General features: G+C 60.6%; 12 protein-coding genes. 1 reads left to right on the forward strand and 11 read right to left on the reverse strand.

Annotated elements, in window-relative coordinates:
• Window positions 1-240: 240 nt before the first annotated feature.
• Window positions 241-732, forward strand: a complete 492-nt coding sequence (locus ACRWA7_RS30785) for a DciA family protein (RefSeq protein ID WP_438394418.1) — start codon at window positions 241-243, stop codon at window positions 730-732.
• A 49-nt stretch (window positions 733-781) separates the two neighbouring features.
• On the opposite strand, the gene lpxC is transcribed toward ACRWA7_RS30785, so the two are convergent.
• The 11 genes from lpxC to mraY all read right to left on the reverse strand — a co-directional run bounded on the left by lpxC (window position 782) and on the right by mraY (window position 13,689).
• The gene (gene lpxC / locus ACRWA7_RS30790; protein ID WP_060858378.1) at window positions 782-1,699 is read right to left on the reverse strand and encodes a UDP-3-O-acyl-N-acetylglucosamine deacetylase; all 918 of its coding nucleotides are present in this window, start codon (window positions 1,697-1,699) and stop codon (window positions 782-784) included.
• 355 nt (window positions 1,700-2,054) lie between these two features.
• Complete coding sequence (locus ACRWA7_RS30795) at window positions 2,055-2,558, reverse strand: peroxiredoxin (protein ID WP_438394421.1); 504 nt, start codon at window positions 2,556-2,558, stop codon at window positions 2,055-2,057.
• 262 nt (window positions 2,559-2,820) lie between these two features.
• On the reverse strand, window positions 2,821-4,014 hold the full coding sequence (gene ftsZ, locus ACRWA7_RS30800) for a cell division protein FtsZ (protein WP_060858380.1): 1,194 nt from the start codon (window positions 4,012-4,014) through the stop codon (window positions 2,821-2,823).
• Between the two features lie 96 nt (window positions 4,015-4,110).
• Window positions 4,111-5,343, reverse strand: coding sequence for a cell division protein FtsA (gene ftsA, locus ACRWA7_RS30805; RefSeq protein ID WP_031360698.1), 1,233 nt, complete (start codon window positions 5,341-5,343; stop codon window positions 4,111-4,113).
• 26 nt (window positions 5,344-5,369) lie between these two features.
• The gene (locus tag ACRWA7_RS30810) at window positions 5,370-6,122 is read right to left on the reverse strand and encodes a cell division protein FtsQ/DivIB (RefSeq protein WP_438394424.1); all 753 of its coding nucleotides are present in this window, start codon (window positions 6,120-6,122) and stop codon (window positions 5,370-5,372) included.
• A 23-nt stretch (window positions 6,123-6,145) separates the two neighbouring features.
• On the reverse strand, window positions 6,146-7,093 hold the full coding sequence (locus tag ACRWA7_RS30815; protein ID WP_374728650.1) for a D-alanine--D-alanine ligase: 948 nt from the start codon (window positions 7,091-7,093) through the stop codon (window positions 6,146-6,148).
• An 8-nt stretch (window positions 7,094-7,101) separates the two neighbouring features.
• Entirely contained in the window at window positions 7,102-8,514 is a 1,413-nt protein-coding gene (gene murC / locus ACRWA7_RS30820; RefSeq protein WP_438394426.1) for a UDP-N-acetylmuramate--L-alanine ligase, read from the reverse strand.
• Window positions 8,511-9,656: an undecaprenyldiphospho-muramoylpentapeptide beta-N-acetylglucosaminyltransferase gene (gene murG / locus ACRWA7_RS30825; RefSeq protein WP_438394428.1), complete on the reverse strand. Its 1,146-nt coding sequence runs from the start codon at window positions 9,654-9,656 to the stop codon at window positions 8,511-8,513. Before murG ends, murC begins: the two co-directional genes overlap by 4 nt.
• Window positions 9,653-10,981 (reverse strand): putative lipid II flippase FtsW, encoded by a 1,329-nt coding sequence (gene ftsW, locus ACRWA7_RS30830; protein WP_060858385.1) that lies wholly within the window; start codon window positions 10,979-10,981, stop codon window positions 9,653-9,655. The genes murG and ftsW overlap by 4 nt, the downstream gene beginning before the upstream one ends.
• Window positions 10,978-12,489: a UDP-N-acetylmuramoyl-L-alanine--D-glutamate ligase gene (gene murD / locus ACRWA7_RS30835; RefSeq protein WP_438394430.1), complete on the reverse strand. Its 1,512-nt coding sequence runs from the start codon at window positions 12,487-12,489 to the stop codon at window positions 10,978-10,980. Before murD ends, ftsW begins: the two co-directional genes overlap by 4 nt.
• Window positions 12,490-12,519: 30 nt before the next feature.
• Entirely contained in the window at window positions 12,520-13,689 is a 1,170-nt protein-coding gene (mraY, locus tag ACRWA7_RS30840; protein WP_056354651.1) for a phospho-N-acetylmuramoyl-pentapeptide-transferase, read from the reverse strand.
• Between the last annotated feature and the right edge of the window lie 8 nt (window positions 13,690-13,697).

The following is a 13,697-nucleotide window of genomic DNA, read 5'->3' on the forward strand; positions in this document are numbered from 1 at the left end:
GTATCGGCTTGGAGCGCGCGGAGTGCGCCCCAGTCCGGGGAACCTCGGCGGCTTCAGTCCATGGTGAAATCGAATCGGGGATTTTAGCACGCGCCCCCGCTGTAGCCTGTGCCCGCATCTTTTCTGATAAAGCAACTAGCGCTACGTTCAAAGGCTTTGAAACGCCGGGCGCGCCCTCTTGCCGCACGCGGCGCGGCGTTACAATCCTCGCATCGCCGCCAAGCCTCCGCAGACACAACAATGAGCCGTTTCCCGCCAAATTCAAGGCCGCCTCCGCGTTTCGATCCACGCAAACCACAGGCGTTGTCCGATGTCCTGGGCCGTACCAGCGAATTTCTGGCGTTGCGCGCGGGCGTTGAGCAGATAACGGCGCTCCAGCGGGATTTGATGGCGCTGTTGCCGGATTATCTAGGCGCGAATGTGGAACCGGGCTTTATAAAGGATGGCGTGCTTTCGCTATTCGCCGGACATAATGCGCTGGCCGCGCGTTTGCGGCATATCGAGCCACGTCTTTTAGTCGATTTGCAACAACGCGGATGGGCGGTCAATGCTTTAAAGATTCGCGTGCGTCCGCAAGCAATGAAAGAAGTCATTCCGCCAAAACAGGCACGCATGTCCGAAGCTGGCGCGAACGCGCTTCAAACACTGGCTGAAACCCTCGAACCATCGCCGCTTAAAGAAGCGCTCGCGAAATTGGCCGCGCGCCATCAGGCAAAAGCACAAAAAAAATGAGCGGCGCCCAAAGGCCACCGCTCATCTTCGTATTGATTCTTTAACTGCTTTATGCGAAAGCCGTTTGAGTATCGAAAGCAAAGCCGCGAGGCGCCGCCTGCTTATCTTCAAACGTCACGATCTCGTACGAGTCTTCGTGCGCCAGCAATTCACGCAGCAACATATTGTTCATTGCGTGACCGCCTTTATATGCTGCATAAGACGCCAGCAACGGATGACCAACCACATAAAGGTCACCGATTGCATCCAGCATCTTGTGCTTTACAAACTCGTCTTCATAACGCAAACCATCGTTATTCAGAATGCGATATTCGTCCAGGACAATCGCGTTATCCATGCTGCCGCCGCGCGCCAGTCCGAGTTCACGCATCATTTCGACTTCGTGCGCAAAACCAAATGTCCGCGCGCGTGCAATATCGCGCACATAGGAGGTATTGGCGAAATCGACTTCCAGCGCCTGACCGGTTTTATCGACTGCCGGGTGGCGGAAATCGATGGTGAACTTCAGTTTGAAGCCGAAATACGGATCGAGACGCGCGAATTTATCGCCGTCGCGGATTTCAACCGGCTTCGTCACCTTGATGAATTTCTTGGCCGTGTTCTGTTCTTCAATACCCGCCGATTGAATCAGAAACACGAATGAAGCAGCGCTGCCGTCCATGATCGGAATTTCTTCGGCCGTGACATCGACATACAGATTGTCGATACCCAAGCCCGCGCACGCCGACATCAAATGCTCGATGGTCGAAACACGCGCGCCGTCTTTCTGCAGAACAGAAGCCAGGCGCGTGTCGCCAATCGCCAACGCGGATGCGGGAATATCGACCGGCTCAGGCAAGTCGATACGCGCAAAAACAATCCCGGTATTCGCCGGTGCGGGACGAAGCGTCAAATCCACTTTGCGGCCGGAGTGCAGGCCGATCCCGACGGTTTTGACGATGCTTTTAATGGTTCGCTGCTTCAACATGATTTTTTTCGCTTCGATTGCGACTCTCCATTGAGAGAATCAATCGTGAATTTGTATTCGATAGCACGAAGTATACTCCAATCCCTTCGCGTCGTCCCGAGCGGGAGCACTGCAACTTGTTTCTCCCCGTTACTGCTTAAGCCCGGTACGCGAAAACCAAATTCACGCGAAAGCAAATAGGGTCGGGCCGATGCCCGGAATGGAGGCATTCCCGGGCATCGGCGCCGTGTTACGGCTTTGTTGCGACTTTGTTATGCGGGATTACGGAGGTCGCGCGATGGCGTTATTTTCTGTTGCGGCAATGCAACAAACGCCGGGCAATCAACCGCCAGCACAACATTGTTAAAACACATCATTAGCCCAGCGTCGCCAGAACGCTTTCAGCGCTGCTGACTTCAAACTTGCCGGGTGCTTCGACATTCAGCGTCTTGACCACGCTGTCTTCGACCACCATGGCATAGCGCTGGGAGCGAATTCCCATGCCACGCTCCGACAAATCCTGATCGAGGCCGAGTGCTCGAGTAAAACGCGCGCTGCCGTCGGCGATCATCTTCACCTTGCCCGAGGTTTGAAGATCGCGTCCCCACGCGTTCATGACGAACGCGTCGTTGACGGAGACACACCAGATTTCATCGATACCCGCCACGGCCAGTTTCTCCGCATTTTCGATAAAACCCGGCACGTGCCTGGCGGAACAGGTGGGCGTGAACGCGCCCGGCAATCCGAAGATCACCACGCGCTTGCCCGCCGTCCGCTCGCGCACCGCGAAACCGTTGGGTCCCACGGCGCAGCCTTCCGTCGCCACGTCGATAAATTCGTAGAGGCGTTCGTCGGGCAGCGTTTCACCTGTCTTGATCATTGATCGGCCTTTCCCTGAGTCAGTGCTGAACACGCCAGCGATTCAAACCTTGTTCATCACACGAGACGCTTGTCCTGCCACCGCCTGACGCGTCGATCTCATCCAAATATAGACGATGATGATGCACGTTATTGAAGCGGTCACGCCGCCACAGTCCAGCATCACGAAGACGCGGCCTGAAACGAACGCAGAACAACCCTTCTTCCTGAAACTTTTGCCTGCGGGCGCTTACATCGGAACAGTATGCCCAGGCTTTAAAGCATCAGTCGGCTTGCTTGCGCAGAAACGCCGGAATGTCGTACGTATCCACACCCTTTTCCTGCAGCGCCTGCACATGCGAAGCCGCGGTTTCACGCGACGAACGCCACACCGCCGGCGTATCCAGCGCGCCGTAATCCGTGCCGTTCGACTGCTGCGGCGCATAGCTGTGCTGTGCGTGTGCAATCGGTGCATTGTCCGTGCCGGTGCGCAGCAGGGTCATCGGTGCAGCCTGTTGCTTCTTCGCAGCACGGCCCAGGCCCGTTGCCACGACCGTCACGCGCAATGCATCGCCCATGGCGTCGTCGTACACCGCGCCGAAGATCACGGTCGCGTCTTCCGCTGCGTACGACTTGATCGTGTTCATCACTTCACGCGTTTCCGACAAACGCAGCGACCGGCTCGACGTGATATTCACCAGCACGCCACGCGCGCCCGACAGGTCCACGCCTTCGAGAAGCGGGCTTGCAACCGCCTGTTCCGCAGCAAGACGCGCGCGATCGACGCCGGCAACCGTCGCCGTGCCCATCATTGCCTTGCCTTGCTCGCCCATCACCGTCTTCACGTCTTCGAAGTCGACGTTGACCAGCCCGTCGACGTTGATGATTTCCGCGATACCGGCAACAGCGTTGTTCAATACGTCGTCAGCGCACTGGAAGCACTTGTCCATCTCGGCGTCGTCGCCCATCACCTCGAACAGCTTGTCGTTCAGAACGACGATCAGCGAGTCGACGTGATCCTCCAGTTGCTGCGATCCAGCTTCGGCCACGCGCATGCGGCGGCCACCTTCAAATTCGAACGGCTTGCTGACTACACCAACGGTGAGAATGCCCATTTCCTTCGCGATCTGAGCCACGACCGGCGCTGCACCCGTACCCGTGCCGCCACCCATGCCCGCAGTGATGAACACCATGTGCGCGCCGCGCAGTGCATCGGCGATACGCTCGCGCGCATCTTCCGCGGCGGCGCGGCCCATGTCCGGCTTGGCGCCAGCGCCCAGACCCGTGTTGCCCAACTGGATTACCGACGAAGCACGCGAACGCGCGAGCGCCTGCGCATCCGTATTCATGACGATGAAATCCACGCCCTGCACGCCGCGGTTGATCATGTGCTGAACTGCATTACCGCCTGCGCCACCAACACCGACGACCTTGATGATCGTTCCGTTGGTTTCCGTTTCCAGCATTTCGAAATCCATATTGCCTCCGTCAAGAATGAAAATCGGCGTTATTCGGCAAGAGATCGGGCAACCTCTTGTCGCGCGCCAGCCGCCGGCACCAGCGCGAATTCGTATTTAGAAATTCCCAAGGAACCAGTCTTTCATGCGTCCCAAAACCTGTCCCATCGATCCGGATTGCACCGCGACCTTGCGGCCGCGCATGCGTTGCGAACGGCCTTCGACGAGCAAACCCATCGCCGTGGAATAACGCGGATTGCGAACCACATCCGCGAGACCGCCCGCGTATTCCGGCACGCCGATGCGCACCGGCTTGAGGAAAATGTCTTCGCCGAGTTCGACCATGCCGGGCATCATCGACGCGCCGCCGGTCAGCACCACGCCGCTGCTGAGCAATTCTTCGTAACCCGATTCGCGCACCACTTGCTGCACGAGCGAGAAGAGCTCTTCCACGCGCGGCTCCACGACCGCGGCCAGCGCCTGGCGCGACAACGTGCGCGGACCACGCTCGCCGAGTCCCGGCACTTCGATCATTTCGTCGGGATCGGCCAGCGCCTGCTTCGCGATCCCGTAGCTCACCTTGATATCTTCTGCATCGGGCGTCGGCGTGCGCAAGGCCATGGCCACGTCGCTTGTGATCTGGTCGCCGGCGATGGGAATCACCGCCGTATGACGAATCGCGCCTTCGCTGAAAATCGCGATATCCGTGGTGCCGCCGCCGATATCGACCAGCACCACGCCGAGTTCCTTTTCGTCTTCCGTCAGCACCGCGAGCGACGAAGCCAGCGGCTGCAGGATCAGGTCGTTCACTTCGAGCCCGCAGCGGCGCACGCACTTCACAATGTTCTGCGCCGCGCTCACCGCGCCCGTCACGATATGCACCTTCACTTCCAGCCGGATGCCGCTCATGCCGATCGGCTCGCGCACATCTTCCTGACCGTCGATGATGAATTCCTGCGTGAGGATATGCAGCACTTGCTGATCGGTCGGGATGTTGATCGCCTTGGCCGTTTCGATCACGCGCGCCACATCGGTCTGCGTGACTTCCTTGTCCTTGATCGCGACCATGCCGCTCGAATTGAAGCTGCGAATGTGGCTGCCGGCAATGCCGGTAAATACATTCGTGATCTTGCAGTCGGCCATCAATTCGGCTTCCTCGAGCGCGCGCTGGATTGACTGGACCGTCGCCTCGATGTTGACGACAACGCCCTTCTTCAATCCCTTCGAGTCGCTCTGTCCGAGCCCGATCACCTCGTAGTGGCCTTCGCCCTTCAACTCGGCGACGATCGCCACCACCTTCGACGTCCCGATGTCGAGGGCGACCAGCAAGTCTTTGTAGTCTTTGCTCATAGCGTGCTCATTGCCTGTGATGTCCCTTACTTCTTCGCTTTGTCGGTGTCGCTGATGAAGCGCATGCCGGCGGCCTTGATTGCGAAGCCGTTCGGATAGCGCAAATCCGCGTACTCGATGTCATTTCCCCACCGCCCCGTCACCGACGTCCACGCAGCCACGAAGCGTTTGCTGCGATCGAACAACGTGTCCTGATTGCGCTCGCGCCCCAATTCGATCTGCGTGCCGTTGGAAAGCTTCACTGTCCACGCATATCGCGGCGACAAGATGACTTCTTCCGGATGCGCGTCGAGCGGCGCAAACCACTTCTTGAAATCGTGATACCGCGCGACCACTTCCTTCGCCGATCCATCCGGCCCTTCGAACGCGGGCAGGTCGTCGTCGAGTTCGCCCTGGTTCGCCGTGAACAGATCGCCGTCCACGCTCACCAGTTGATCGGTGCCCCACGTACCGAGCGGCTTGAATTCTTCCAGCGTCACCGCCAGCGCATTCGGCCACACGCGACGCACGCTCGCGTGACGCACCCACGGCATTTGTTCGAACGCGGCGCGCGCTGCGTCCAGATCCACGGTGAAGAAGTTGCCCTTCAAATGCCCGACCACGCTTGCCCTCACGGTCGGCGAATTGATGTGCAGCGTGTCGCCGTCGATCTGGATTTCGCGCAGACGAAACTCGGGCCGCTGGATCGCCCAGTAACCGGCGGCACCGAGCAACACGAACACGAGCAATACGTGCAGTGCGTTAGCCGTGAAGTTCATCTGGCGAGCGTTATTCCACATGTTCTGTACGTCTCGGTTCCGTCTCAATCCCGCAATGTCAGCGACAACACCTTCACCACCAGTTCCGTGTAGCTGATCCCGACCGCGCGCGCCGCTTTCGGCGGCAGCGAGTGGTCGGTCATGCCCGGCGCCGTGTTCACTTCAAGGAAATACGGATTGCCGTCGCCGTCCATCATGAAGTCGGCGCGGCCCCAATCCGTGCAGCCGAGCACATCGAAAGCGCGGCGTGAAAGCTGTTTCATGCGCGCTTCGTCGGCGGGAGTCAGGCCGCAGGGAATCGGGTACTGCGTGTCGTCGGCGATGTACTTCGCGTTGTAGTCGTAGAACTCGCCGGCCGGCACGATCTTGATGATCGGCAGGTCCAGGTCGCCCGCGATACAGCACGTGTATTCGCCGCCGCCTTCAATGCTTTTTTCGACCAGCACGATCTTGTCGAACTTCGCCGCTTCAATCAGCGCCGGCACCAGCGTTTCCGCGCTCTTCACCTTGATCACGGCAACGCTCGAACCTTCGCTCGCCGGCTTCACGAAAAGCGGCAGGCCGAGCTTCGCAATGCTTCTTTGCGCCGCGGCTTCGTAGTCGTCGCCGCGCATCACGACTTCGAACGGCGGCGTGGGCACGCCCGTTTGCTGCCACACGAGCTTGGTGCGGAATTTATCGAGGCCGAGCGCCGAGCCCAGCACGCCGCTGCCCGTGTATTTGATGCCGTAGAAATCGAGCGCGCCCTGCAACTGGCCGTTCTCGCCATAACCGCCATGCAGCGCAATAAACACACGCGCAAAACCATCCGACTTCAATTCGGCGAGCGGCCGCTCGGCTGGATCGAACGGATGTGCGTCGATGCCCGCATCGCGCAATCCCTGCAGCACGAGACGCCCCGAATTCAGCGATACCTCGCGCTCGGCCGTTTCCCCGCCAAGCAGCACGGCGACTTTGCCAAACGCCTTCGGGTCGATTGCGGTCGTGCTCACGTTACTTGTCATTTCAAAACCTTCGAATCCTGAACTTGCGCGGTCAAACGGCCGCACACGCCGCCGATAGAACCCGCGCCCATCGTTATCACTACGTCGCCGTTGCGTGCCAGCGTGGCAATCGCGTCCGGCATCTCATCCACGGTATCCACGAACACCGGTTCCACTTTTCCCGCGACGCGAATGGCGCGGGCGAGCGCGCGGCCATCGGCGGCGACGATCGGCGCTTCGCCTGCTGCGTACACTTCGGTGAGCACGAGCGCATCGACGGTCGACAACACGCGCACGAAATCCTCGAAGCAATCGCGCGTGCGCGTGAAGCGATGCGGCTGGAAGGCGAGCACGAGGCGTCGATCAGGGAACGCGCCGCGCGCGGCTGCAACCGTTGCGGCCATCTCGACCGGGTGATGACCGTAGTCATCGATCAATGTGTACGCGCCGCCTTCCGACGACTTGACCTTCACTTCGCCATAGCGCTGGAAGCGCCGGCCCACGCCTGTAAACTCCTGCAATGCCCTCTGGATATCGGCATCGGCGACTTCAAGTTCAGTCGCAATTGCAATGGCGGCCAACGCGTTCTGCACGTTGTGCGTGCCGGGCAGATTCAACACGATGTCCAAGGGCGTCGCGTCTTCGCGCAACGTCGTGAAATGCATCTTGCCGTCGCGTGCTTCAACGTTCACCGCGCGCACTTGCGCTTCGGCGCCGAGGCCATATCGAATGATCGGCTTCGAGACAAACGGCAGGATTTCGCGCACGTTCGGATCGTCCACGCACAGCACCGCGATCCCGTAGAACGGCAGCCGGTGCGTGAACTCGATAAACGCCTGCTTCAGCCGCGCGAAGTCGTGGCCGTATGTATCCATATGATCGGCATCGATATTCGTGATGACTTCGATCACCGGGAAAAGATTGAGGAACGACGCGTCCGATTCGTCGGCTTCAGCCACGATGAAATCGCCCGTACCCAGCCGCGCATTCGCGCCCGCGCTAATCAGGCGGCCACCGATCACGAAGGTCGGATCAAGGCCACCCGCCGCCAGCACGCTTGCGACCAGCGACGTGGTCGTGGTCTTGCCGTGCGTGCCTGCAATCGCAATGCCCTGCTTGAGCCGCATCAGTTCGGCGAGCATCACGGCGCGCGGCACGATCGGAATCCGGCGATGCCGCGCCGCGAGCACTTCGGGGTTATCGGAGCGAACGGCGGTCGACACGACCACGGCGTTCGCGCCATCGATATTTTCTTCACGATGCCCAATCGCCACGCGCGCGCCCAGCGTGCTCAACCGGTCGGTCACCGCATTGCTCGACAGGTCCGAGCCGCTGACCTGATAACCGAGGTTGAGCAGCACCTCGGCAATGCCGCTCATTCCCGCGCCGCCGATGCCGACGAAATGAATGTGTTTGACGATATGTTTCATGGCTGGATTTCCTTCGGCGCTTGCATCAGCGCGCTCAAGCCGGCTACATCGGCGCAGACCCGGCCAACGCGTTCGGTTGCGTCGGGCTTCGCCAGCGCGCGTGCTTTCTGCGCCATCTGGCTGAGCGTCTCGCGGGTCTGCTCGCGCAACCAGCCGGCAAGCTTTTCCGCCGACAAATCGCGCTGTTGTATCAAGTGAGCCGCGCCCTCGTTGGCGAGGAACGCGGCGTTGGTTGTCTGGTGGTCATCGACGGCGAAGGGGAACGGCACGAACAACGCCGCCACGCCAACCGCCGCGATTTCCGATACGGTCATCGCGCCCGAGCGGCAGATCACGAGATCGGCGCGGGCATACGCGCTCGCCATATCGTCGATAAACGCAACCAGTTGCACGTCTTCTTCCGAGGTCAAGCCCGCTGCCGCGTAGTTCGCCTTCAATGCATCGATATGCTTCGCGCCCGCCTGATGCACGACGTGAGGACGCGTGGCCGGATCGAGCAGCGCAAGCGCTTTTGGTACGGTTTCATTCAAAGCGGCTGCACCCAGGCTTCCCCCGACGACCAGAACATTGAGACGCGCTTTCAAATCCGAATTACGCGCGGCGTAGCGTTCTTTGGGTGACAGAGTCTCAGCAAGTTCCGCACGAATTGGATTTCCGGTCCATTCGGCGTTCGGCAGCGCGTTCGGGAACGCGACCAGCACGCGCTTGGCAATGTGCGCGAGCACCTTGTTCGCAAGTCCCGCGATGGAATTCTGTTCATGCAGCACGAGCGGCGTACCGCTCAGCTTCGACATCAAACCTGCCGGGAACGTGATGTATCCGCCCATGCCGAGCACAACGTCAGGCTTCACCGTGCGCAGCGCGCGCAGGCTCTGCGAGCAGGCGCGCAGCAGGTTCACCGGCAGCATCAACTTCGTCTGGAGACCTTTGCCGCGCACGCCGCCGAAGCGCACGTATTCCATCGCAATGCCGTGCTTTGGCACGAGCGTTGCCTCCATGCCCGCCGCGTTGCCGAGCCACACCACACGCCAGCCGCGCGCCTGCATCCAGTGAGCGACCGCAAGCCCCGGGAACACATGCCCCCCGGTGCCGCCGGCCATCACCATCAGCGTGCCTGCGCGAGTTGACGCCGGTGCCGTCATACCTTGCCTCCCCGCATCAACACGCGATTTTCGTAGTCCACGCGCATCAGTACCGCGAGCGCGATGCAGTTCAGCAGGATGCCGGAGCCGCCGTAGCTCACGAGCGGTAACGTCAGACCTTTGGTCGGCAGAAGTCCGAGATTCACGCCCATGTTGATGAACGTCTGCGCACCGAACCACAAGCCGATTCCCTTCGCCATCAAACCGGCAAACGTGCGATCGAGCGCGAGTGCCTGACGTCCAATTTCGAACGCGCGGCGCACGATCCAGTAGAACAGCAGGATTACGACGATCACGCCAACGAACCCAAGCTCTTCGCCAATCACCGCGAGGATGAAGTCGGTATGCGCTTCAGGAAGATAGTTGAGCTTCTCGACGCTGCCGCCCAAACCAACGCCAAACCATTCGCCGCGGCCGAACGCGATCAGCGAGTGCGTCAACTGATACGCCTTGCCCTGCGCATAGCGGTCGTCCCACGGATCGAGATACGCGAAGATCCGTTCACGACGCCATGGCGACGCCCACACGAGCAAAGCGAACGTGCCGACCGCAGTCGCGACCAGTCCGCCGAACAGCTTGGCGTTCACGCCGCCGAGGAACAGCACGCCCATTGCAATGCACGCGATCACCATGAACGCGCCCATGTCCGGTTCGAGCAGCAACAAGGCGCCGACGAAGCCGACCGCAACCGCCATCGGCAGGAAGCCGCGGCCGATGCTATGCATGAACTCCTGCTTGCGCACGGTGTAGTTCGCCGCGTAGATGGTCACGGCGAGCTTCATGATTTCCGATGGCTGCATGTTCGTGATGCCGAGCGGAATCCAGCGGCGCGCCCCGTTCACGCCCTTGCCAATATGCGGAATCAGCACGATCACGAGCAGGAACAACGAAGCCAGGAAAAACTTCGCCGCGTATTTGTCCCACGTCGAAACTGGAATCTTGAACGCGATGATCGACGCGACAACAGCGGTCGCTATCGATACAAGATGGCGCACCAGGAAGAAGTAATCGCGGTATTGCGCGTACTTGGGCGAATCCGGCATGGCAATGGAAGCCGAATACACCATGACAATGCCCAGCCCGAGCAACGCAATGGTCACCCACAAGAGCGAATAATCGTAGTCGAGCATGCGCGAGCGGGCCGGCTTCACGCCGTTGACCGCGCTCGAAATGCCGCTTGCGCGCTCGGCCACGCGTGCACCGATACCGCCAAGCGCGCCCACGCCCGCCACCCGCGACGTGCGCCCGCCAAGGGACGCGCTGTCGTTCGCAACCGCGTTGCGTTGTCCCGTCAGCTTCGAGCCAAAACGTTCGGACCAGCTCATAGCATCACTCCCCGATCTGCCGCAATATCAGCCACCGCTTGCCGGAAAACATCCGCGCGATGTGCGTAGTTCTTGAACATGTCGAAACTCGCGCAAGCCGGCGACAACAACACGGCGTCGCCGGGTTGGGCCAGAAGCGCTGCCGCTTGCGTCGCGGCTTCGAGTGTTTCGTGGTCGTGCAGCGGCACGTTCGTATCCGCGAGCACTTCGCGAATACGCGGCGCGTCGCGGCCAATCAGCATGACGGCACGGCACCAGCGTGCAACGGGCGCTTCGAGTGGCGAAAAGTCCTGGCCCTTGCCATCGCCGCCCGCAATCAGCACGGACTTTTGCGCCAGCCCGTCCAGCGCCGCGACGGTCGCGCCAACGTTCGTGCCTTTGCTGTCATCGACGAAATCGACGCCGTCGATCTGCCCGATCACTTCCACGCGATGCGGCTCGCCCTTGTATTCCCGCAAGCCATGCAGCAGCGACGCCAAAGGCAAATCCACCGCACGCGCCAGCGCCAGGGCAGCCAGCGCATTTGCCGCGTTGTGCAAACCGCGAACGCGCAGCGCGTCCACGGGCATCAGGCGCTTTGAATACACGTTCGGCTCGGCCGCGACTTCGCTTTTACGACGGCGCGTGGGCGCGGGTTCATCGCTGAGATCGCGGTCGTGGCCTTGCGCGAGCCACGCGATACCGTTCTCGCGCAGCAAACCGTAGTCGCCAAGGCGCGCGGGTTCGTCGAGCCCGAACGTCACGTTCGCCGCCGGATTTCCCGATACCAGCTTCATGGTTCTGGCATCGTCACGATTCAGCACGCGCACCGTCTTTTCGCCGAAGATGCGGCCCTTCGCCGCAGCGTAGGCGTCGAGCCCGCCGTGCCAGTCCAGATGGTCCTGCGTGATATTCAGCACGGCAGCAGCGTCCGGTGCGAACGAGTGTGCCGTCTCAAGCTGAAAACTCGACAGCTCCAGCACCCAGACATCGGGCAGCGCGGTGTTGTCGATTGCTTCGCTGAGCTTGTCCAGCATGGCCGGGCTGATGTTTCCCGCCACCGCCACGGTCTTGCCGGCACGCTCGCACAACAACCCGGTCATGGCGGTCGTCGTGGTCTTGCCGTTGGTGCCCGTAATGGCGATCACCTTCGGCATGTAGCCGTTCGCGCCAAGCGACTTCAACGCTTGCGCGAACAATTCCAGCTCGCCCCATACCGGGACGCCGCGTTCCCGCGCGGCGTCGAGGAGCGGCCTCAAATCATCAGCCAGAGGCGACAGTCCCGGGCTGATTGCAACAATTTCGATACCGCCATCGAGCAGCGCCGGCGTGAATTCACCGCCGACAAATTCCGCATCGATGCCATGCACGGCGAGCTCCGACAGGTTCGGCGGCGTGGCGCGGGTATCGGCCACGCGCAGACGGCACCCATGACGCGCGCACCAGCGCGTCATCGCGAGGCCGGATTCACCGAGCCCCAGCACAAGCACCATCGGACTCGGCCGATCGAAGAACTTCTCGCCAAACATCGCTTTACCTTTTCCCTGAACAACTAAAGATCAACGCAACTTGAGCGTCGACAAACCAAACAGGCACAACATCAGCGTGATGATCCAGAAGCGCACGACAACCTGCGTTTCCTTCCATCCCGACAACTCGAAATGGTGATGCAGCGGCGCCATCTTGAAGATACGCCGCCCTTCGCCGAAGCGTTTTTTCGTGTACTTGAAATAGGTCACCTGCATCATCACGGACAGCGTTTCCGCGACGAACACGCCGCCCATGATGAACAGCACCACTTCCTGCCGCACGATCACGGCGATGGTGCCAAGCGCGCCGCCCAGCGCGAGCGCGCCGACGTCGCCCATGAAGACCTGCGCGGGGTGCGTGTTGTACCAGAGAAACGCGAGTCCGGCGCCGCCCATTGCGGAACAAAAGATAAGCAGTTCGCCGGCGCCCGGAATGTGGGGAAACAGCAGGTATTTCGAATACACGGAACTGCCCATCACATAGGCGAATGCACCAAGCGACGCGCCAACCAGAACCACCGGCATGATCACGAGACCGTCGAGGCCATCGGTGAGATTCACGGCATTGCTCGACCCGACGATCACCAGATACGTCATCGCGATAAAGCCCCACGTGCCGAGCGGATAGCTGATTGATTTGAGAAACGGCAGCATCAGGTCGGCGCGCGCGGGCAAGCCCATCGACAAACCGCTTCGCACCCACGCCATGAAGAGGTCGAACACGCGCGCGTTGTTCGCTTCCGAAACACTGAACGCAAGATACACGGCGGCGAACAATCCAATCGCCGATTGCCAGAAATACTTTTCACGCGACGACATGCCGCGCGGGTCCTTGTGCACGACCTTGCGGTAATCGTCGACCCAGCCGATCACGCCGTAACCGAACGTGACGAGCATCACAATCCAGACAAAGCGATTGGCGAGATCGGCCCACAGCAACGTGGAAAACGCGATTCCCAACAGAATCAGCACGCCGCCCATGGTCGGCGTGCCGGATTTGACCAGATGCGTTTGCGGGCCGTTCGTGCGCACGGCCTGTCCCACTTTCAACTGCGTCAGTTTGCGAATCACCCACGGGCCGCAAACGAGTCCGACGAACAACGCCGTGATCGTCGCGCCGACTGCGCGAAACGTGAGGTAGGTAAACACGCGCAGAAAACTGGCGTCATTCTGAAGCCATTGCGCGAGTGCGAGTAGCATGCTGGTCC

This window comes from Caballeronia sp. DA-9 (assembly GCF_051615025.1).
In the GTDB taxonomy this organism is placed as follows: domain Bacteria; phylum Pseudomonadota; class Gammaproteobacteria; order Burkholderiales; family Burkholderiaceae; genus Caballeronia; species Caballeronia sordidicola.

Excerpts from the sequence above, each read along its gene's own strand:
- lpxC (WP_060858378.1), bottom strand. The coding sequence starts at position 1,699 with ATGTTGAAGCAGCGAACCATTAAAAGCATCGTCAAAACCGTCGGGATC.
- murD (WP_438394430.1), bottom strand. The coding sequence starts at position 12,489 with ATGTTTGGCGAGAAGTTCTTCGATCGGCCGAGTCCGATGGTGCTTGTG.
- ACRWA7_RS30785 (WP_438394418.1), top strand. The coding sequence starts at position 241 with ATGAGCCGTTTCCCGCCAAATTCAAGGCCGCCTCCGCGTTTCGATCCA.
- murG (WP_438394428.1), bottom strand. The coding sequence starts at position 9,656 with ATGACGGCACCGGCGTCAACTCGCGCAGGCACGCTGATGGTGATGGCC.
- ftsA (WP_031360698.1), bottom strand. The coding sequence starts at position 5,343 with ATGAGCAAAGACTACAAAGACTTGCTGGTCGCCCTCGACATCGGGACG.
- mraY (WP_056354651.1), bottom strand. The coding sequence starts at position 13,689 with ATGCTACTCGCACTCGCGCAATGGCTTCAGAATGACGCCAGTTTTCTG.
- ftsW (WP_060858385.1), bottom strand. The coding sequence starts at position 10,981 with ATGAGCTGGTCCGAACGTTTTGGCTCGAAGCTGACGGGACAACGCAAC.
- murC (WP_438394426.1), bottom strand. The coding sequence starts at position 8,514 with ATGAAACATATCGTCAAACACATTCATTTCGTCGGCATCGGCGGCGCG.
- ACRWA7_RS30810 (WP_438394424.1), bottom strand. The coding sequence starts at position 6,122 with ATGTGGAATAACGCTCGCCAGATGAACTTCACGGCTAACGCACTGCAC.
- ftsZ (WP_060858380.1), bottom strand. The coding sequence starts at position 4,014 with ATGGATTTCGAAATGCTGGAAACGGAAACCAACGGAACGATCATCAAG.
- ACRWA7_RS30795 (WP_438394421.1), bottom strand. The coding sequence starts at position 2,558 with ATGATCAAGACAGGTGAAACGCTGCCCGACGAACGCCTCTACGAATTT.